At 64.1% G+C, this 19,675-nt stretch carries 19 protein-coding genes and 1 pseudogene; 9 read left to right on the top strand and 11 right to left on the bottom strand.

The window, feature by feature from the left end; all coding sequences use genetic code 11:
• Together NFJ07_RS14445 and NFJ07_RS14440 are read left to right on the top strand one after the other, a co-directional pair.
• Positions 1–1,398 carry an NtaA/DmoA family FMN-dependent monooxygenase gene (locus tag NFJ07_RS14445; RefSeq protein ID WP_269995335.1) on the top strand — a complete coding sequence of 466 codons (1,398 nt, stop codon included), beginning with the start codon at positions 1–3 and terminating at the stop codon, positions 1,396–1,398.
• Between the two features lie 156 nt (positions 1,399–1,554).
• A complete protein-coding gene (locus tag NFJ07_RS14440) occupies positions 1,555–2,046 on the top strand; it encodes a hypothetical protein (protein ID WP_269995332.1) in 492 nt (163 codons plus the stop codon).
• Positions 2,047–2,591: 545 nt separating this feature from the next.
• Here the strand turns inward: NFJ07_RS14440 and NFJ07_RS14435 are convergent.
• The 4 genes from NFJ07_RS14435 to NFJ07_RS14420 form a co-directional block, all read right to left on the bottom strand.
• On the bottom strand, positions 2,592–4,202 hold the full coding sequence (locus tag NFJ07_RS14435; RefSeq protein WP_269995330.1) for an ABC-F family ATP-binding cassette domain-containing protein: 1,611 nt from the start codon (positions 4,200–4,202) through the stop codon (positions 2,592–2,594).
• Positions 4,203–4,755: 553 nt separating this feature from the next.
• Entirely contained in the window at positions 4,756–4,995 is a 240-nt protein-coding gene (locus NFJ07_RS14430) for a hypothetical protein (protein WP_269995328.1), read from the bottom strand.
• Positions 4,992–5,252: a ribbon-helix-helix protein, CopG family gene (locus tag NFJ07_RS14425; RefSeq protein ID WP_269995326.1), complete on the bottom strand. Its 261-nt coding sequence runs from the start codon at positions 5,250–5,252 to the stop codon at positions 4,992–4,994. The genes NFJ07_RS14430 and NFJ07_RS14425 overlap by 4 nt, the downstream gene beginning before the upstream one ends.
• Before the next feature lie 395 nt (positions 5,253–5,647).
• Positions 5,648–6,157 carry a hypothetical protein gene (locus NFJ07_RS14420; protein WP_269995324.1) on the bottom strand — a complete coding sequence of 170 codons (510 nt, stop codon included), beginning with the start codon at positions 6,155–6,157 and terminating at the stop codon, positions 5,648–5,650.
• A gap of 169 nt (positions 6,158–6,326) precedes the next feature.
• Here NFJ07_RS14420 and NFJ07_RS14415 point away from each other — a divergent pair, with 169 nt between their 5' ends.
• Complete coding sequence (locus NFJ07_RS14415; RefSeq protein WP_269995322.1) at positions 6,327–6,878, top strand: NUDIX hydrolase; 552 nt, start codon at positions 6,327–6,329, stop codon at positions 6,876–6,878.
• Positions 6,879–6,991: 113 nt separating this feature from the next.
• The gene (locus NFJ07_RS14410) at positions 6,992–7,534 is read left to right on the top strand and encodes a GNAT family N-acetyltransferase (RefSeq protein WP_269995321.1); all 543 of its coding nucleotides are present in this window, start codon (positions 6,992–6,994) and stop codon (positions 7,532–7,534) included.
• 9 nt (positions 7,535–7,543) lie between these two features.
• On the opposite strand, the gene NFJ07_RS14405 is transcribed toward NFJ07_RS14410, so the two are convergent.
• The 3 genes and pseudogenes from NFJ07_RS14405 to NFJ07_RS14395 all read right to left on the bottom strand — a co-directional run bounded on the left by NFJ07_RS14405 (position 7,544) and on the right by NFJ07_RS14395 (position 10,115).
• The gene (locus NFJ07_RS14405) at positions 7,544–7,996 is read right to left on the bottom strand and encodes a GNAT family N-acetyltransferase (protein WP_269995320.1); all 453 of its coding nucleotides are present in this window, start codon (positions 7,994–7,996) and stop codon (positions 7,544–7,546) included.
• 61 nt (positions 7,997–8,057) lie between these two features.
• Positions 8,058–9,007: pseudogene (locus tag NFJ07_RS14400) on the bottom strand (D-2-hydroxyacid dehydrogenase family protein).
• 127 nt (positions 9,008–9,134) lie between these two features.
• A complete protein-coding gene (locus NFJ07_RS14395; protein WP_269995318.1) occupies positions 9,135–10,115 on the bottom strand; it encodes an ABC transporter substrate-binding protein in 981 nt (326 codons plus the stop codon).
• Positions 10,116–10,304: 189 nt separating this feature from the next.
• Here NFJ07_RS14395 and NFJ07_RS14390 point away from each other — a divergent pair, with 189 nt between their 5' ends.
• The 3 genes from NFJ07_RS14390 (at position 10,305) to NFJ07_RS14380 (ending at position 14,597) form a co-directional block, all read left to right on the top strand.
• Positions 10,305–10,733: a YybH family protein gene (locus tag NFJ07_RS14390; protein ID WP_269995316.1), complete on the top strand. Its 429-nt coding sequence runs from the start codon at positions 10,305–10,307 to the stop codon at positions 10,731–10,733.
• Positions 10,734–10,844: 111 nt separating this feature from the next.
• Positions 10,845–11,834 (top strand): LLM class flavin-dependent oxidoreductase, encoded by a 990-nt coding sequence (locus NFJ07_RS14385; RefSeq protein ID WP_269995314.1) that lies wholly within the window; start codon positions 10,845–10,847, stop codon positions 11,832–11,834.
• 123 nt (positions 11,835–11,957) lie between these two features.
• The gene (locus NFJ07_RS14380; protein WP_269995312.1) at positions 11,958–14,597 is read left to right on the top strand and encodes a trehalase-like domain-containing protein; all 2,640 of its coding nucleotides are present in this window, start codon (positions 11,958–11,960) and stop codon (positions 14,595–14,597) included.
• Positions 14,598–14,670: 73 nt separating this feature from the next.
• Here NFJ07_RS14380 and NFJ07_RS14375 read toward each other — a convergent pair whose 3' ends face one another.
• From NFJ07_RS14375 to NFJ07_RS14365, 3 genes are all read right to left on the bottom strand, one after another.
• Positions 14,671–15,597, bottom strand: a complete 927-nt coding sequence (locus NFJ07_RS14375) for an AEC family transporter (RefSeq protein WP_269995310.1) — start codon at positions 15,595–15,597, stop codon at positions 14,671–14,673.
• A gap of 144 nt (positions 15,598–15,741) precedes the next feature.
• The gene (gene panD / locus NFJ07_RS14370) at positions 15,742–16,170 is read right to left on the bottom strand and encodes an aspartate 1-decarboxylase (protein ID WP_172465683.1); all 429 of its coding nucleotides are present in this window, start codon (positions 16,168–16,170) and stop codon (positions 15,742–15,744) included.
• 55 nt (positions 16,171–16,225) lie between these two features.
• The gene (locus tag NFJ07_RS14365) at positions 16,226–16,558 is read right to left on the bottom strand and encodes a hypothetical protein (protein WP_269995306.1); all 333 of its coding nucleotides are present in this window, start codon (positions 16,556–16,558) and stop codon (positions 16,226–16,228) included.
• Positions 16,559–16,657: 99 nt separating this feature from the next.
• Here NFJ07_RS14365 and NFJ07_RS14360 point away from each other — a divergent pair, with 99 nt between their 5' ends.
• Entirely contained in the window at positions 16,658–17,251 is a 594-nt protein-coding gene (locus NFJ07_RS14360; RefSeq protein WP_269995305.1) for a TetR/AcrR family transcriptional regulator, read from the top strand.
• Here NFJ07_RS14360 and NFJ07_RS14355 read toward each other — a convergent pair.
• Positions 17,235–18,089: a LysR substrate-binding domain-containing protein gene (locus tag NFJ07_RS14355; RefSeq protein WP_236813341.1), complete on the bottom strand. Its 855-nt coding sequence runs from the start codon at positions 18,087–18,089 to the stop codon at positions 17,235–17,237. The two genes, NFJ07_RS14360 and NFJ07_RS14355, sit on opposite strands and share 17 nt — an antisense overlap.
• A 151-nt stretch (positions 18,090–18,240) precedes the next feature.
• Between NFJ07_RS14355 and NFJ07_RS14350 the strand changes: the two genes are divergently transcribed.
• The gene (locus NFJ07_RS14350; protein ID WP_269995303.1) at positions 18,241–19,638 is read left to right on the top strand and encodes an MFS transporter; all 1,398 of its coding nucleotides are present in this window, start codon (positions 18,241–18,243) and stop codon (positions 19,636–19,638) included.
• The last annotated feature ends 37 nt before the right edge of the window (positions 19,639–19,675 follow it).

Here is a 19,675-nt window from a genome sequence, read left to right as displayed (position 1 = left end):
ATGACACAGCACAACCGTGCTAAATTCCAGCCGAGCGGGAAGATCCAGTTCGGAATCTTCTTCCAGGGCGTCAATTCCGGCACCATCTGGAAGGCGCCCGAGTCCGGCTCGCAGACCGATTTTGAGTCGTTCCGGAGGATCGCCCAGACTGCCGAACGCGGGCTGTTCGCGGCCTTCTTCCTGGGGGAGGGCCTGCGCTTGCGGGAACACCTCGGACGACCGCACGCCCTGGACGTCGCGGGCAGGCCCGACGCGCAGACCATGCTCGCGGCGCTCGCGTCGGTGACGTCCAACATCGGGCTCGTGGCTACGCAGAACACCACGTACAACGATCCTGCTGACCTCGCCCACAGGCTCGCCTCGCTCGACTTGCTCTCCGGCGGCCGCGCAGCCTGGAACGTCGTGACCACGGACAATGCCTGGACCGGTGCCAACTTCCGGCGGGGCGGCTACCTGGACCACGCCGATCGCTACGTCCATGCCGAGGCCTTCGTGGAGACGGCCAAGAAGATCTGGGATTCGTGGGAGGACGAAGCGGTCTCCTCGTCCGTTGCCGCGGATTCATGGGCGGTTCCCGGCCATGCGCGGCGAGTGCACCACTCCGGCCAGCACTATTCCGTGGACGTCACGCCCCGGCTGCCGCGCAGCGCCCAGTACAGGCCAGTGCTGTTCCAAGCCGGCGATTCCCCGGAAGGCCGCGACTTCGCCGCCCGCCAAGCGGATGTCATTTTCTCGGCGCACCCGAAGTTCGACGACGCCGTGGAGTTCCGCGCTGATATCGTCTCGCGCTCCCTGGCTGCCGGACGGGGTGCCAACGACGTCCAAATCATGCCGGCCAGCGAGTTCATCCTCGCGGCGACCGACGAGGAAGCACGCGAGAAGAAGGAATGGGTCCGCAGCCTACAGATCGGCCCGCAGCAGGCGGTCGCGTATCTGGAGCAGTTCTGGGGCCGTGAGCTGTCTGCCTACGATCCTGATGGTCCGCTTCCGGAGATCGATCCTGTGGTGGAGGAGACCTCCGAGACGCGTGGGAGCGGCTTCCACGGTGCCAAGGCCCGGCAACTCACCGAACAATGGCGCGCCGAGGCCAAGGAGAAGGGACTGTCCATCCGGCAGTTCGTGAGCTCCAAGACTTCCAGGGTGGACGCGACGTTCACAGGATCCTACACAGCCGTGGCCGACACCCTGGCCGAATACGCCCGCGTGGGTGCCGTGGACGGCTTCAACATCTCGCCATGGCTCATCCCCACGGGCCTGGATGACATCGTGAACCACTTGGTGCCCGAGCTGCAGGAACGCGGCGTGTACCCCACGGAGTACGTCGGTTCAACCCTCCGCGAGAACCTGGGCCTCGCGACGCCGGTGCGTTCGGAGTCGTTTGAACCGGTGCGGCTTTGAACTTCCATCGATTGCTGAGTAAGTGCCGTTTTACGAGTCCAAAACGGCACTTACTCAGCAGTGGATACAACAATGACGGACTGGTGCGGCTCCAACTAACCGTGTGGGAGCAATGGGTTTAGATGGCCGCTGAGGTTGTTCTGGTTGACTAGTCCCATGGACGCACTGAAGGATCTTCGGGTGCTCGCTATCCGTGAGGCGCTCGGCGAGTTTGTCGGCTCGGACGTATTGATTGAAACTGGGTTGCGCGCTCTGCTGGACGGTGTAGAGTCGCCGTCGCTCCCGCTCCTCGCCAGTCTGTCGCGCCGGGAAGAGGGCGACGCGCATGACTTGTTCCATGCGGTCGCCGTCGAGTTGGACCTCGCACCGACCGCGGCTATCGACACCCAAAGTGCGCGCTGGCAGCTGGTCCGTTGGCAATGCGAGGCAATCGCGGACGGCAGCGCGGAGCCGGAAGCCGCCGGGCACCTGATCTGGTTTCAAGGATGGAATGAGCTCGGCTATCCCGATTCGCTCCGGCCGATTGTCGGCTGGGTCAGCGAGTGGGAAGACTGGACCCCGTCCTGGGGCATGGAGCGCGATCACTACCGGCGGCTAATCGTCGAGGAAGCCAAGGGGCTCCTCGACGGACCTTGGCCGCCGGAATGATCCGACCGGCGGGGGCTGAGGTGTCACCGGTGTCCTAAGGGGCGTGACCAAACCACCCGTCAGGGAGGCTCGAGCCGCCAGGGAATGGACGCCTACGCCACCTCGAAGCAGGGCAACCTCGCCGCTGTGTTCAGCCTCGCCCGGGAATACCCGCGCCTGCGGTTCTGGGCATAGAACCGGGGGTCACCCCCAGCTCCAACCTCGGCGAAGTCCCGGCCATCGTTCGTCTCATAGCGAAGGCGCTCACGCCGATCCTCACGGTCTTCCCGCACTTCACAACCTCCGAGCGCGCTGCCCGCGTCATCTCCCGGATCCTCACAAACTCGTCCGCTGCCACAGGGACCTACTATGACGAAGCAAGGCAAGCCGACGGCCGCCTCCACCCGGGTGAGGGACGCTGCTTTCAGCGACCGTTACAGAGCCGAGAGCCGAGAGCCGAGAGCCGAGAGCCGAGAGCCGAGAGCCGAAGCTGCTAGCGACCGTCACGTCATGATCCTGACCGTCTTCGCGCCACTCTGGGCCCGCGCCGTGCGGGAAAAGCAGCCCTAGGCGAGTGGCTCGGTGCGCTGGCGCAGGCCCCCTTGGCCGTCGAGCTCGGCCACTGTGTCGATGTTGATGCGCCTGAGAAAGCCGAGGTCGTGGCTCACGATAAGCAGTGCGCCACGGTAGGCGTCTAGGGCTTCGGCGAGCTGTTCGATACTGGCAATGTCGAGGTTGTTCGTCGGCTCGTCGAGAACCAGCAGCTGGGCGGGCGGCAACGCTAGGAGCAGCTTCGCGAGGCTGACCCGGAACCGTTCTCCTCCCGACAGGCTGGAGACCGGGCGATCAACGGTGGATCCCCGGAGGGGGAGTCGCGCGATTTGGTTGCGGATGTCCCCGGGAGTCGACGCAGGTGCCGCCTCCCGCACGTTGTCCAGCGCCGAGCGGGAATCGTCCAGACCGTCGAGCCGTTGCGGGAGGTATCCCACCCGGTCGGTCAGCAGTCTTCCGGTGATCGGGCCAGACGATTCCGTGGGGCGGCGCTCGACGAGGTGCTTGAGGAGCGTCGACTTGCCTGAGCCGTTGGGTCCCACCAGGGCCACGCGCTCGGGGCCCTGGATGACAATCGTCCGGGAGCCGTCGCTCAGCTCGGCGATCCGGCGGCTACTCGACACGTCGGGATCGGGAAGAGTGAGGTGGATGTGCTCAACTTCCCTGACCCTCGCGTCAGCGGCGTCGACGGCGGCCTGGGCCGACAGCACTTTGTCCTCGAGGGTGGAGCGCATCGAGCCGGCAGATGCCTGCGCCTTGCTCGCCCGGTTGCCGGCCAGGATCTTCGGGATGCCACCGCTGGCCTGCGTCTTCTTCGCTGTCCGTTCGCGGCGGGCAAGCTTGGTTTCGGCTTCGACGCGTTGTTTCTTCTCGACTTTCAGCGTTTGCTGGGCGCTGCGGGCTGCCTGGATGGCGGCGGCTTGCTCCTGTTCGAGATGTTCGGTGAAGAGACTGTAGGGGCCGCCAAATACGTCAAGCTTGCCGGCATGAAGTTCAGCCGTGGCGTCCATGTGCTCAAGCAACTCGAGGTCGTGGCTGACCACCACAAGCGTGCCCGGCCAACTGTCGACGAAGTCGGCAAGTTTGGCCCTGGTCGTCCGATCGAGGTTGTTGGTTGGCTCGTCGAGGAGCGTCACCGGGGTGCGGCGGATGCGCAGTCCGGTCAGTGCGATGAGCATCGCTTCGCCACCTGAGAGCTCCCCGACCTGTCGGTCGAGATCGTCCGCGGAGAAACCGATTTCGTCCAGCGCCTCGTCTGCCCGGGACTCTATGTCCCAGTCGTCGCCGACGGTGTCGAAATGGCGCTCATCAACGTCGCCGCGCTCAATGGCATGAAGCGCGGCGAGTATCCCGTCGATGCCGAGCAGCGCGGCGACCGTTGTGTCGTGCCCGAGGGTCAGGGTTTGGGGGAGGTAGCCGACGTCACCGACGGTTTCGACGTGACCCAGGGTTGGCTTCAACTTGCCGGCGATCAAACGGAGCAGGGTCGATTTTCCTGCACCATTCCGGCCGACTAGCCCAGTCCGGCCGGTAGTCATGGTTCCATTGAGCCGCTGAAGTGCGGGGGCGCCGTCGGGCCACTCGAATGACAGGTCGTGCAAGGTGATGGCTGATTGTGCTGACATGAGACACAGTCCTTTGGTTCTTGCCCATCGTGGGCGCAGTCATGGGTCAACGCGCTCTCTCCGGGGCACGAAAACGCGCGCAACTTCGGAGGGCACTGCACCTGACGTACGGAGCGATCAGCTCGGACGCAGGGAATAGCGCCTGCGTACAACTGAAAGCCGGATTTCTCACCGGGTGCGCATGAGCGCGAACAACCGGGCGGCCACCGAACGTCAGGTGGCTAGGCTCTGTCGACCTCAATCTCCATAGCCAAAACCATAACCGCAAAGGTGTAACGCGGCCAACTGGGGATGGACCCGGCATCCATCACTGTGCTTCACACGGAGGCTTAAACGATGAAGACGGCGGTGGTGTTCGCCAGACGGCGTCGTGGCCGATAAGCCTTTGTTCTTCCTCGAATGTTCGGCGCTGCCCGGCGCCCTGCTCCGCGCCCGATTGGCTCATCTTGCATTTCCCTAGAAGCCGCATCCCCCAAAGCCCCCAATAGCGCCAGTTGACGATCGGTGAGTGCACATTCGAAGTCGGTGTCGATGCCCTGGCGAGAGCGTCGCGCTAGCCGAGCATTCCGAGATATCGGGGACGGCATTTCATCGCATGGATGAGTTCTTCGCTACCGTCGTCCCAGACCAGCACCACGAGTTCCAGTAGTCGGCCGTGGGTGTCGAATCCGAGGCGGAGGAACCTGCGCGGATCGTCGTCGTCCAAGGGGACTGATACCAGCGGCCAGGTCGCCGCCTCGATCCCGTCAGCGGAGCTGATCCCGTGCTTATGTGCGGAGCGGCGGACGTTCACGCCGCATGTGACCAAGCGGCCAGGGCGGCGCGGATCGCCTCGGACCGGTTGAGGTGCTCGCGCTCGGCCCGTGCCATCACCGCTGCAAGCTCGTCGACAGTCAGCCGTACCGGAATGACCTGAGATGCCTCCGCGCCCCGGGCAGGGCGCCCCATCCGCGCCTTCAGCTCCTCAAGGTCGTAACCGGCCTCGGCTTCCTCGACCCACCCATCGATCTCGCTCTCCGAGACTTCCCGTCCGTGCATCTTGCGTTCCATGCAGATAATCGTATTACGAATGTCTCCCGGTGACCAGAGGAATTGACCCTTGTCCGTAAGGGGATCCTTCACCGGGCGCACCGTCACGGGCTCTTCGGTAACGGATCGGCTAGATCCGCTTCCTCATTACTGTGGCGTTGTAGCCGGGGGATCTCCAGGGGACGGCGCCGGAGCTGGGGGGTCATTTTGGATCTGATGCGTTTGAGGGCGAAACATTGTGAGCGTTTCCAAGCTACCATTTTGAGCACGATTACTCCACCGTTTTGAGCGTTCGTGGTAAACCACTTTGAGCGCCCGCTCGCGCGCAAAACGTCCCACAAGAGGTTCCCCACTCGGGACATCTCTTCGTCGAAACTCGGCGTGGCGGTTGTCTGGTCACCGGCGATGACCAGGGGCTACCGCTCGCGGCAACCCAGCAGGTAGACGCCGAAGGCGTAGCTGCCCAGGGCAATGGCGAAGAGCGAGGCCATGATCATCGAGCTGAAGTCCTCACCGTAATTGAGGAAGCTGCCACCATTGAAACCGGATCCGAGTACGCAGACGAATCCCACCACCGTCGTCGTTACGGCCGCACGGTCGTGGCTGCCAATCGATAGGAGGAGGGCAGCCAGCGCGCCGAGGACGAGAAGCAGGCCCAGCCCGGCGTGCAGAGTGAGCCACAGGCCTCCACCATCCGTGACGGCCCAACCCAGGCTCTGGACGACCCCGCTGAAGTATTCCGGCGGCTTGGCGCCAGGATGCGAATCAGGGATCTTGACGAAGAGGTTGACGACCATGCCCAAGAGGTACTGGGCCAGAAGAGCGATGACGAGCCTGAATTCTGTTCGGTGCACGAGATCTCGGCGGCGTGCCCCCGCGCGAGGTTCCACATCGAGGTTCTGTCCCGCCACGTAATCTTCCGCCACAGTGACCTCCAGTTGAGGACGATGATAGCGATCATACGATACCGCGGAGAGCCGGGTCTGTGCCCGCTGAAGGGCCGCTAACGGGCACCAAGGGTGACATTTATCCGACGAATCACACCACTCGTCGTGGCATTGAGTTGTTCTTCGCCCCGTGCGGCAAGATGGCAGGATGCCCTTTGCAAATCTGCTCACCAGCTTCAGGGAACTTCCTGAATCGGAATCGCGGGACGCGTATCTGCAGTTCCTGGACGTAGCGGGGGACGCCGCATTGCGTCGAGATGGCGGACTGGAGCATGTCACCGGGTCCTGCTTCGTGTTTTCGCCTGAATTCGATCATGTTCTCCTGTGTTTCCATCGCAAGGGGCAGTTCTGGGTGCAGTTCGGCGGTCACGTCGAGTCGAAGGACGCGTCGGTGGCGGAAGCTGCACAGAGGGAGGCCCGCGAGGAGTCCGGAATTAGCGACCTTGTCCTGTGTTCCCCCGCGATCGTGGATCTTGACCGACACGATCTGCACGCGGGATTCTCATGTACCGCCCATTGGGATGTGGGGTTCGCCGCGGCCGCAGACCCGGATGCGGAGATCTCCGTGAGTGATGAAAGCGAGGACGTCCGTTGGTTCCCGATCAACGAATTGCCAGTTCAAGTGCCAGCCGGCTTCTGCGCGCGCTTGGAACGCGCCCGGAGCGCCGCGATGTCACTGAGTGGGACGCGGATCGGTTAACAGTGCACGACAGGCTCTGCGTTGAGGCGGCCATCTCGTACCTCCTGGCGGACGAGTGGAACCGGGCGAGGCACCGCGCGAGGGCGCATGGGCGACTGGTCTAGTGTTGACCGATGATTGAACCGCGCCAACTTAGTGAGAGCGTCAGCATGCGCGTCCTGCGCGTCAGTGATGCGGCGGCGCTTGCGGCCGCATATGTACGCAACCGCGCCCACCTTTCACCCTGGGAGCCGGTACGGCCCGAGGAGTACTTCACTGAAGATTGGCAGGCCGCTGACATTGCCAACCGCCTCGTCGCGCATGAAGCCGGGGAAGGGCATCCGCTCGGCCTGTTCGACGGCGATAGACTCGTCGGCCGATTCAACGTGGCAGGAGTCGTCCGCGGGCCTTTCCAGAGCGCGGGGCTCGGTTACTGGGTGGATTGCGATTATGCGGGCCGCGGCCTGGCGTCCGCCGCGGTCCAAGCAATAGTCGAAATGGCCCGTGACGAACTCGGACTGCACCGCATCGAGGCAAGCACACTTCTCCACAACGCTGCCTCGCAGCGGGTGCTGCTAAAGGCCGGGTTCCAGCACTTTGGTATGGCACCGCGATACCTGCAGATTGCCGGAAAATGGCAAGACCACAACCTCTATCAGGTGGTCCTGCACGACTGACAGGTTCAGTCAGCCCGCGACCATGAACACGTCCACCGGATCCTCGGTTTCCATAACAAAGCCGTGGCGTTCGTAGAGGCGTCGGGCCGGGCTGCCCTGGAGTACGTTGAGCCGGAACGGTCGGTGGTCCTTGGACTCGCCCAAGATCCGACGAAGCACACCGGCTCCAAGTCCTTGCCCCTGGAACTCCGGAGCGAGGTAGAAGTGTTCGATCCACTGTGCATCCGGCTCTGGGCGAACAGCGATGACACCGGCAGCGTGCCCTTCCACGGCAATGACGAAGGTGTGTTCAGGTTGGAACGCATTCAAGAACCGCTCCCTGACGCGAATCGGATCCCAACGGCCAAGCCGCTCCAGATCGGGTTGCATGACGACGGCGCGCAGTTCCGCGATCCAGGCGGCATCAGTAGGCTGGGCGGGACGGAGCGAGAATTCGGCGGGCACCCGACCATTCAACCCCATCGAGTGCTCCATAACTGCCGTTTTGAACGTCGAAAACAACCGTTGTGGAGCAATCGATGCATCAAGGAGTGAGCACCCGCACCGGATTCCCCCGCACCCACGCACGGACGTCCTCGAAGGCCTCGCCATAGAAGCGGGCGTAGCTTTGCGACGTGACGTAACCCAGATGCGGCGTCAGCACGGTTCGCGGAGCCGTGAGCAGAGGGTGGTCCGCGGGGAGGGGCTCGACGTCGAACACGTCCAGGGCCGCTCCGCCGAGCCACCCCTCGTTCAGGCCGCGGAGGAGCGCCTCTTCGTCCACGATCGGACCGCGGGCTGTGTTCACCAGGACGCTTTCGGGACCAAGAAGCCTTAGTTCTTCCTCCCCGACGAGCCCCCGGGACCGTTCCGATAACCGCAGGTGCACGGAGACGACGTCGGCCTCCCGGAACAGGGCTTCCTTACTCACCTTTCGGGCGCCCGCCGCGGCGGCAGTCTCTTCGGTGAGGTTAGGACTCCATGCAATCACGTCCATGCCGAACGCCTTGCCGTAGCCAGCGATCTTGCTCCCGATGTTGCCGAGTCCCAGCACCCCGAGGGTCTTTCCTGACAGTTCGAAACCGACGGTGCTCTGCCAGCCACCGGCGCGTAGCCGGCGGTCCTCGAACGGCACTTTGCGTGCGAAGGCCAGAAGCAGGGCCCACGTCAGCTCGGGCGCTGCGGCGGGTGAGCCGCCCGTCCGCAAATCGTGATGCCCTGCTCCTCGGCCGCGCGCAGGTCGATGGCTGCGTTGGCCATCCCGGTGGTGACCAGGAGCTTCAGCCTCGGCAGTTGCCGGAGGAGTTCGGCGTCGAAAGCGGTCCGTTCCCGCATGGCCATGATGATGTCGAAGCCGCGGAGCGCGGCCGCCGCGTCCGCCAACGGCTCCGTGAAAACGGTGACATCGACGCCGTCGTCAGCGAGCTCGGCCCACGGCGCATAGTCGTAGGCGACCGCTTGGTAGTCGTCGAGGATGGCTAGGCGCTGGCCCATGGAATTCCCTTTCGCTTGTCCGGATCGCGGCTACTTGTAAGCTAACCCCTTAAACATCGATTGCTCCGTAACTGTCGTTTTGAAGGCTCTAAACGACAGTTACGGAGCAATCGACGCTAGGCTGGCGCTAGCTCTTCGGCAAGCCCGGCGGGTTCAGTTCCGACTTCTGGATGCCTTCCGCGGTGAGTCCCCAGCGGTCCAGGATCTTGCCGTACGTGCCGTCCTTGATGAGCGCGTTCAGCCCCGCCTGGGCTGCCGCAGCGAGACCGTTGCCCTTCTTGGTGGTCACCGCGATGCTCGCCTTGAGCGGCCACCCGCCGTCAACCAGGCCCACGTTCTTGGTCTTACCATCGGTCTGCGACTTGTAGGACGCGGTCGCGTTCGGCCCGAACGTCAGGTCCGCACGGCCGGACTGCAGCGCGAGCGTAGAGGCCGAGTCGTCGTCGTAATACTGGAACTCAACCGGCTTCAAGCCGTTCTTCTTGTTCTCGGCGTCCCAGCGCAACAGGATGGCTTCCTGGTTGGTGCCCGAGCCCACAATGATCCGCTTCCCCGCCACATCCGGAGCGGAGTCCACCTTGGTGATGGGGCTGTCGCTCTTGGCATAGAAGCCCAGTTTGTCCTCGCGATAGCTGGCGAAATCGAACTTGAGCTTGCGCTCTTCCGTCACGGTGACGTTCGAGATGACGGCCTCGTACTTGCCTGATTCCACGCCCAACGGCCAGTCGGCCCACGCCGTCGGGACAATATCCGCCTTGAGTCCCAGCGATTCTGCCAGCGCGACGGCGATGTCCACCTCGTTGCCCACCGGCGTTTTGTTGTCCGTGGCGTAGACGGCCAGCGGTGCGGAGTACGGGCTCACGGCGACGGTCAGCTTGCCGTCCGCCTTGACGGACGCCGGTACCAGCGCGGCTGCCTCCGGTGAAACCGTCACGGGGAAGCGGTTCTGTTCCGGCGACAGGTTGAAGGTCTTGGCGGCCGAAGAGCCAGCGGACGACGACGGCGCTGACGCGGCCGAGGCGCCCGGGTCCGAGCACGCGGCGAGACCGAGAGTTGCGGTCACGGCGAGTGCCAGTGCGGTGCCCGTCTTGAGGCGTGAAATAGCCATGGAATCCCCTTCGAAAGTGATGGATTGAGTGCGTTGCTGCAACTATCCGGCAGCGCCCGGAACCGGTCAAAGCGCTCTGAAACGCTGGGATACAAGGGTTAACGGGGGTTCATTCGAGGTCCCGAAGGGTCACATAACAGCCGCGGTGTAGGCTTCCCACACAACCGCCGACACTTGAGGAGATTTTTCGTGAGCAACGAGCAGACCCCGGTTACGCAGGCGCTGGATTCCTACGCAGCTGCTGTCCACGCGAAGGACGTCGACGCATTCACGGCGCTCTACGACGACAATGTCCACATCTACGACTCCTGGGGGCAATGGCAATACACGGGAATCGAGGCGTGGCGGTCGATGGCGGGCGAATGGTTCTCTTCGCTCGGCGACGAGCGCGTTCAGGTCGAGTTCAACGATGTGCAGTCCGTCGCGGGGGCGGACGTGGCTTTCGGGCATGCGGCCGTGACTTTTGCCGGGATCTCGGCCGATGGCGAACGGCTGCGGGCGATGACCAACCGCTTCACCATTTGCCTTGAGAAGAAGGACGACGCCTGGAAGATCTCCCACGAGCACTCTTCCCTGCCCATCGACCTGGAGACCGGCAAAGGCATCTTCACGAGCTGAGACGGAACCCACGCAAGCGGGAGAAATAACCCGGGCGCCGCCGTCGTTGTCGCAAGAGTGGCCGGGAAACCGGCCCCTGAACGAAACCACCTTCGAAAGGCCGGCACCAACGTGACTGTTGCCCTCTCCATCCTCGACCTGGCAATCATTGGCAAAGGCCAGACGGCGGCGGAGAGCTTCGCCGGGAGCGTCGCCATGGCGCAACTGGCCGAACGGCTCGGCTACCGCCGGATCTGGTACGCCGAGCACCACAACATGGGCTCAATCGCTTCCTCGGCCACGAGCGTGCTGATTGCCCATATCGCGGCAAACACGAGCACCATCCGGCTCGGTGCCGGCGGGGTCATGCTGCCCAACCACTCGCCGCTCACCATCGCTGAGCAGTTCGGCACCCTTGAGACACTGCACCCGGGCCGCATCGACCTCGGCCTAGGGCGGGCGCCCGGCAGCGACCAGAACACCATGCGTGCACTCCGCCGCGATCCCATGGCTGCGGACACTTTCCCGCAGGATGTCCTGGAGTTGCAGGGCTACCTCACCGGCCCCACGCGGATCCAAGGGGTCGAAGCGACGCCGGGCAAGGGTACCGACGTGCCGCTCTACATCCTCGGTTCCTCCCTGTTCGGGGCGCATCTGGCTGCTCAGCTCGGCCTGCCCTACGCCTTCGCCTCACACTTCGCACCCAACGCGCTGCAGGACGCGGTCGCCGTCTACCGCCGCGAGTTCAAACCTTCCGAGCAGCTCCAGGAGCCTTACGTGATCGCGGGCGTTAACGTGGTGGCCGCGGATTCGGCGGCCGAAGCCCAGAAGCTCTTCCTCGAGGTCAAGCGGGACCGCGTCTCCCGTTTCCTGGGCGGCGGACGCGAATTCACCGACGCCGAAGCGGACCTCATCCTCGACTCAGCCCAAGGCCAGCACATTGCACAAATGGTGAAGTACTCGGCGGTGGGTACGCCGGAAGTGGTCCGCGATTACCTCGACGAGTTTGCCCGCCACGCCGATGCCGACGAACTGATCGTTGCCCACCAAAGCACGGGCACGGAGCAGCGCCTGCGTTCCGTGGAGCTGGTGGCGGAAGCCGTGGGCCTGACCCGGGTGTAGCAGGGAAACTGCACCGCCCAAAGGTGACCAAGCAAACTCGTTACACCCCGGCAATACGCGGGTCACGGGGGCGAAACTCCCCGGGCGGAAACTGGACGAATCCACCCCGGAAGGATCGTCCCCATGGCTACTCCGCTCAATTTGTCCGTGGCCGATTCGGCACTGCTGACAAAATCGCTTCCGCTGGGGCTCCTGCGGACTGTCGTCCAATCCGAGGCCGCCCACGATGGAATCACGCCGGAGCTGCTCGCAGAACTGAGGATGCTGGCCCGCACTCCGGGGCTCCTGGTGGCCTGCAACTACGGTGGAACCCTCTGCACTGCGGAAGGCGTATCCACTGAGACTCTCCCCTTGGGGAGTGCCGCCGTCGCGCTCCGGGCACTGGCAGCCCTGCCGAATACGCACACGGCCGTCATCTCCGGCAGGTCGCTGCGGGACCTTGCCGCGGTGTCAAGGCTGCCGGCGGAAGTCCATCTGGTAGGTTCGCACGGCGCCGAGTTCGACATGACGTACGCGTACAGCATCTCGATGGCCACAGAAGCCGTCCTTCAGCAGGCAGCCAACGCCCTCAACGAATCCATCGGTTTCGAGAAGGGCGTAAGCATCGAGCGCAAGCCAGTAGCAGTAGCGATCCATACCAGACCGGCCACGCCTGCCGTCGTTGCCCGCGTGACGCGCGAGGCGCACCAGATCGCCCGTGAATTGGGCTTGTTTTTCATTGTGGACGGATCCGTACTGGACCTGTCCATCGTGGAGCCCTCCAAAGACGCCGCGCTGGAGCATCTGCGAACACAGTTGGGGGCCAGCGCGGCCCTGTTTGCCGGCGACGCGGACAGCGATGAGCTCGCGATCGCCACCTTGCGGGGCCCGGATCTTGGCCTGCACGTTGGAGATGGAGAATCCACGGCGCGCCACCGCTTGCCGGATCCGGAATCCTTCGCCAAAGTGCTCGCCATCCTGTTCGAACTGCGCCGTGCGTGGCTGTTCGGCGAGGACGCGGTGGGGCTGGAGCGGCATTCGATGATCGGTAACGGAACCTCGACGGCGTTGCTCACCCCGGAAGCCAAGATCTGCTGGATGAGCCATCCCCTCCCGGATTCCGGCTCGTTGTTCGCCCACATCCTTGGTGGAGACCCGGCCGGCCACTTCAGCGTGGAACCCGTCAAGACGTCGAAGGTGCTGGGCCAGCGCTATGTGGACAACACCATGATCGTGGAGACGCGCTGGGCGGACGTCACGGTCACTGACTATCTTGAGCCCGCACCGGACGGCATCACCAGCCTGGTCCGTGTCCTGTCCGGAACCGGCAGCGCACGGATTGTTTTCGCACCGCGGCCGGACTATGCCAACGCCCCGTTCAACATGGAAATCCGCGGCGAGGAGTTGCACGTCGTGGGCACTTCCGATCCCATCATTCTCTTCGCTCCCGGCGTGTCCTTCACGGTCACCAGCGACGGCAAGCACGGCACCGCCACCGCGGAAGTCAGCCTCGGGTACGGTCCCGTAGTCATGAACCTGAGGTGCGGAGACACTGAGCCGACGACGCCGGATCCCGCCGGAGAGCTCGCCCGGCGGGCCGCCGTCGCGCACCAATCCCGGCAGTGGGTCCGTGGGCTGGAACTGCCCGACATGAAACCGTCGTTGGTGCGGCGCTCAGCACTGGTCCTGAAGGCGCTGGTGCACGAGCCGACCGGGGCTGTCCTCGCGGCGCCAACCACGTCGCTGCCGGAAGGGATCGGCGGCACCCGCAACTGGGACTACCGCTACTGCTGGCTCCGCGACGGTTCCATGACGGTCAATGCGCTCGTGGATCTGGGTTCCACCGGGGAGGCAGACGGCTTCCTCCGCTGGCTGGGCCGCATCCTGGAGAACGCGCCCGGGCCGGAATGGCTGCACCCCCTGTACTCCGTGACCGGCTCCCCGCTGTCCACGGAGGCCATTATCGAGAGCCTGCCTGGTTACGCCGGCTCGCGGCCCGTGCGGATCGGGAACGCCGCCGACCACCAAGTGCAGCTGGACGTCTTCGGACCGATCGCCGGGCTCATCCAGGCCCTCAGCAAGCGCCGCGGCACATTGCCGGACGCCCACTGGAAACTCATGGAGCAGATGGCCTCGGCTGTGCTGGCCCGCTGGCACGAACCCGACCATGGCATCTGGGAAGCCCGGCGGGCGCCACGGCACCACATCTACACCAAGGTGATGTGCTGGGTGACCCTGGACCGGGCCATGCAGACGGCCGTCCGGTTCCGGCGCCCGATCGGGGCCGAGTGGGAGGAAACGGCCAACATCATCCGCGCAGAAGTCCTCCGCGAGGGCTGGGATGATTCCGCACGCTCTTACACCGTGGCCTACGACAGCCCGGACCTGGACGCGGCCGTGCTGCATATCGGACTCTCGGGCCTGCTGGACGTCCGCGACCAGCGCTTCCTGGACACCGTCACCGCCGTCGAGCGGGAACTGCGGGTGGGTCCCACCGTGTTCCGGTACAGGTACGACGACGGCCTCCCGGGTTTGGAGGGCGGGTTCCACATCTGCACCACCTGGCTGATTGAGGCGTACCTGGCCGTGGGCCGGCTGGACGACGCGCTGGAGTTGTTCAACCAGCTCGTGGCGCTATTCGGTCCCACCGGGCTCCTTCCCGAGGAATTCGACCCGGGCACGGAGACCCACTTGGGAAACCACCCGCAGGCGTATTCGCACTTGGGCTTCATCCGCTGCGCGCAACTCCTGGACAGTTACCTGGAGTCGGTGGACGAAGAGTAGGCGATGACCCAACTGACTCGCACTTAATGTCGTTTTCGGCGCCCAAAACGACAACAAATGCTAGTCAGTTGGGCTAGGTGAGCAGCAGGGCCACGGCGATCATTGCCGGGACGGCCACCACCGTGGTGATCAGGACCGTGTCCTTGGCCACGGTGATTCCCGTGTTGTAGCGGCTCGCGGCCACGAACACGTTCTGCGCAGTGGGCAGGGCCGCCGTGACCACCACGGCGAACAACGCGTGCGCCTCCAGGCCCAGCGCGAAGCGGGCGAACAAGTACGCCATCGTGGGATGGACAAAGAGCTTGAAGCCGCTGGCCAGGAGCGCGTCCGTCCGGCGGCCCGTGTCCTTTTGCAGGGGCCGGGAGCCGTTCAGGCTCATCCCGAACGCCATCAGCATCGCAGGAATGGCCGCTCCGCCGATCAAATGGATCGGGTCCATGATGAGCGAGGGCGCTTGCCAGCCCGTTCCAGCCACCACCAACCCGAGGGCCGATCCCACGATCATCGGGTTCCGGACGATCATCAAGACGAACCGCAGGGGAGTGGTGCGGTGGCTGCTGGTGCTGGCGTCGAGCGCCATCAGGTACATGGGCGTGAAGAACGCTAGTTGGAAGATCAGCAGCGGAGCCACGTAGCTTGCGTCGCCCAGGACGAACACCGCGATAGGGATGCCGAGGTTCGCTGAGTTGGCCAAGGAAGCGCTCATGGAGGACATGAGCGATTCGGGCAGGGAGCGTTTGAGCCAGAACTTCACGATGATGAAGAACAAGCTGCCCGTGGCGACGGCGCCTACCGCCGTGACCAGCAGGGGAGCGGCGAAGATGTCGTGAAGATGGGCCTTGCCCAGGGTTTCAAAGAGAAGCGCAGGGCTCGCGACGAAGAAAGTCAGGCCGCTGAGGACCGAACGCGCGTTGTCCCCCAGGATCCCGCGCTTACCGACGAACATGCCCACCAGAATGATGGCCCACACCACGAAGAACCCGGAAAGGACGCCCAGCACTACGGCATCCGGAGGGGGATGGGCGCGGGGCGGCGTGGGTTCACAGTCTCAGCCTAAATCAGCTTTATTCGGCTGTAAGGCTCGACGGCGGCATGTTCCGCCATGTGGACCGCGTAAGGGAGGTTCCCCGCGAGGACGGGGAGCCTAGTTCAGCTGGGCGTTGTTGAGGGCGTGCGGCGGGCGCATGATGCCCGGAGTGATGCCTTCGGCGGGATCGCTGCCGAGCTGGACGATCTTGTTGGCCCTGTCCACATGGACAACCTTGGGCTGGTAGGCCTTGGCCTCTTCGGTGGTCATCTCCGCGTAGGTGATGAGGATGACGACGTCGCCCACGTGCACCAAGTGCGCCGCGGCACCGTTGATGCCAATGACGCCGGAGCCGCGTTCGCCGGCAATGGTGTAAGTCTCCAGGCGCGCGCCATTAGTCACGTCAACAATGGAGACGAGCTCGCCGGGGAGGATATCCGCAGCATCCAGCAGATCAAGGTCGACCGTCACTGAACCTACATAGTGCAGGTCGGCATGGGTCACCGTGGCGCGGTGGATCTTGGACTTAAACATTGTGCGGTTCATAACGTGACAAGTTTAGCGCGTGGCCACCCGATCGCCGGGTGATGCCTGACACAGGCTAGGCCTTGGCAGTGGCCTTCCGTGCTTGCCGCCTCTTCAGGGAGCCGTAGCCAGCGAGCAGCTTGGGGACAACCAGGTAGACGGCGGTAGGAACCACAACGAGAGTCAGGACGAGGGCGCGCAGCGCGGGATGCCATGACTCCGTGAGCGGAGCGAGGATCGTCATGCCGATCGCCACGAGGGGGAAGATGGCCAGCCAGGTGATCGCCGCACGCATGTGCACGGAAGGCATGTGCACGGAAGGCGCGTGCACAGCGTGAGCGGAGGGTCCGGAAACCGGCGCAACCGCTGCGTCGTCCGCGGGTGCCGCAAGGGGGATTTGGGTGCTCATGACGTTCTCCAACTAATTGGTTGCTTTCGGCGTGAGATCAGACTAGACCCCGCTTTCAAAAACTGCAACTACTTGGTTGGAATCTGTTAAGATGGACGCATGGCATGGGATACCGAGCGGACCAAGCGACTCCTCCTAGAGGCGGCGACCGCCGAGTTTTGCCAATTCGGACTCGCCGGCGCCAGGGTGGACCGCATCGCCTCAGCGGCCGGAGTCAACAAGGAACGCATCTATCAGTACTTCGGCAAGAAGGACCTTCTCTTCGACGCCGTGATCGCGTCCCAGCTCAGCAAGGTGGTGGACGAAGTCCGCATCGAGGGCACGGGTCCCGAAGCTCTGGCCGACTATGCCGGACGCCTGTTCGACCATCACCACCAAGATGCCACCCTGCCGAGGCTGCTGTTTTGGGAGGGTTTGGAGCGGGGTGAATATGTGGTGAACCGCCCGGACCGGGCCGCGAACTGCAGCAACAAGGTTGACGGTGTCATCCGGGCCATTCCGGGTACGTCAAGGGAAGACGCGGCCGATCTGATGCTCACCATCATTGCGCTGTGTGACGCCTGGCCGGTACTGCCCGAGCTGGATGGCCTCATGGCCGGCAGCAAGGGGTCAATCAGGGCGGAGCGGCGCCGGAAGGCGATCGTCCGGACCGTCCTCCTAGCCGCACAGGCGCTAGCTACGCCTGCTTGTTGAGCGTTCTGCCGATGATCGCCTGCGTCAGTGCATCCACTACTTCGGCGTTCGCCAAAGGATTGCGGATCAGGGTGAAGTCGACGTCACCCACGGGCGGGAGGTCGAAGCGTTTGGTGATCACCGTGAGGTCCTCGGGAACCAGCGACGACGGCATCACGGCGACGCCGATGCCTGCGCGCACCGCTGCCAGGACGCCCGCGATCTGCTTGGTCGAGCAGGTGACCCGCCACGTCCGGCCCATGGCTTCCAGCGCGTCGATGGCCAGTTTCCGGCTGACGCTCGGGGCCGGATAGCAGATCAATGGCACGGGGCTGGCCGGGTCAAGCACCGTCTGTTCGACGCCTACCCAGGCAAACTTGTCGTGCCGGACTACGGTGCCGTCCTTCGCCTCACCCACCCACTTCACGAACACGAGATCCAGCTGGCCCGCGTTGACGCGTTTGTAGAGCTGGTCACTCTGGCTGACGGTGAGTTCCAGGTTGATCTGGGGATATAGCTGCCGGAACTCGCGCAGGATCCGAGGCAAGCCCGTAATGGCGAGGTCGTCTGCGGTTCCGAATCGCAATCGGCCGCGCATGGCGGAGCCGGAAAAGTACCTGGCTGCGGAATCGTGCGCGGAGAGGATGTTGCGGGCAAAGCCTGCCATGGCGTCCCCGTTGTCAGTGAGCCGAACATCCCGGGTGTCGCGCGCTACGAGCGCCCGTTTGGCCGCCGTCTCCAGCTTTCTCACGTGCTGGCTGACCGTGGGCTGGGCCAGGCCGAGGCGCTCGGCTGCCTTTGTGAAACTCAACGTCTCGGCCACGGCCAGGAAGGACCGCAGCTGCACGGGTTCGAACACGGGGACTCCTTGAATAGGTACGTTCACCACTGCACACGGCAGTGTATTGCATTTCGCAATGCTAGTTATACGGCCAATTCACTTCCATAATCACCGCGGCCAACCCTAGCGTTAAAGACATCCCAGCGAAACGCCTATCCAAGGACTACTTTTGGCACCCCCACCGCCCTCAGCGGCAAACGTCAGCCAACCAACCATCGATTCACTCGCCGCAATCAGCCGAATTTCGCATGATGCCGACCCTGACACGGTCACTCAGCCAATCGCCGTCGTCAGCGAACGGCTGCCCTGGCGGCACACCTTCATTTCCCTCAAAGTACCGAACTTCAGGATCTTCGCCATGGGCCACTTCGTGGCCGTCATCGCACTCTGGATGCAGAGGATTGCCCAGGACTGGTTGGTACTCGAGCTCTCCGGCTCCGTCACCGCCGTCGGAATAACCGTGGCATTGCAATTCACGCCGTCGCTGTTCCTGGGCCCCTGGGGCGGCATGATGGCGGACCGCTTCCCTAAGCGACGCATCCTGATCCTGTGCCAAAGTGTCGCGGCCTGCCTCGCGGCCATCCTTGCCGTATTGGCGCTGAGCCAACGCATCGAGGTGTGGCACGTTTACGTGATCGCGTTTGTCCTGGGCCTTGTGACGGTCCTTGACCAGCCCGCCCGGCAGGTCTTCGTCAACGAACTCGTGGGACCGAAATACCTGCGCAACGCCATCAGCGTCAACTCCACCACGTTCCAGCTGGGCGGCCTGATTGGTCCCGCCCTGGCTGGCGTGCTGCTGACCGCGGTCGGCGCGGGTTGGGCCTTCGCGGCGAACGCGGTGGCCTGCTGCTCCACTGTCACCATGCTCTTGATGCTCCGCAAGAATGAACTTTATGTCAGCACGCCCGTGCCAAAACGCAAGGGAATGCTGCAGGAAGGCCTGCGATACGCCCTCAGCAAGCCCACCATCTATTGGCCGTGGCTCATGGCCGGCTTTATAGCGGTCTTTGCGATGAGCCTGCCTGTGCTCCTCGCCGCCTTCGCAGACCACATCTACCATGCGGGTGCCGGCGGCTACGGCTTGCTCAACGCCATGGTTGCCCTTGGCGCGCTTGCCGGAGCAATCACTTCGGCCCGCCGCCGCCAATTGCGTCTGCGCTCAGTGGTGGTGAGCGCCGGAATGTACGGCTTGATGCTGTGCCTGGCAGCATTGGCGCCGTCCATGGTGTGGCTCGCCGCCGCCATGGTTCTCTCCGGGTTCTGGTGCCTCATGTTCCTGACCGCCGCCAACCAGCTGGTCCAGGTCAGCGCCAACATGAGCATCCGCGGCCGCGTCATGAGCCTCTACATCATGGTGCTCATCGGTGGCCAAGCCATCGGTGGACCCATGATGGGCTGGCTTGCCGAGCACCTTAACCCGCACGCAGCGCTCTTGGTGTCAGGCGGGGTGCCGGCGCTCGCAGCGGCGACGGTCGCCGTCGTGCTCGCCCGGAAGTCTGAGTTGCGACTGAAAGTGAACGTCAGGGACCGACGCCGGATGGTGCGGATCGTCCCGCAGTCGGCGTAGCGCCGCTGGTGGGCTGAGCCGGGCGCCCACAAGGCGC

The sequence above is a fragment of the Arthrobacter sp. B2a2-09 genome, assembly GCF_027587375.1.
Taxonomy (GTDB): domain Bacteria; phylum Actinomycetota; class Actinomycetes; order Actinomycetales; family Micrococcaceae; genus Arthrobacter.
Note: the sequence above shows the minus strand (reverse complement) of the source record. Positions and strands in the feature narration are given on the sequence as shown.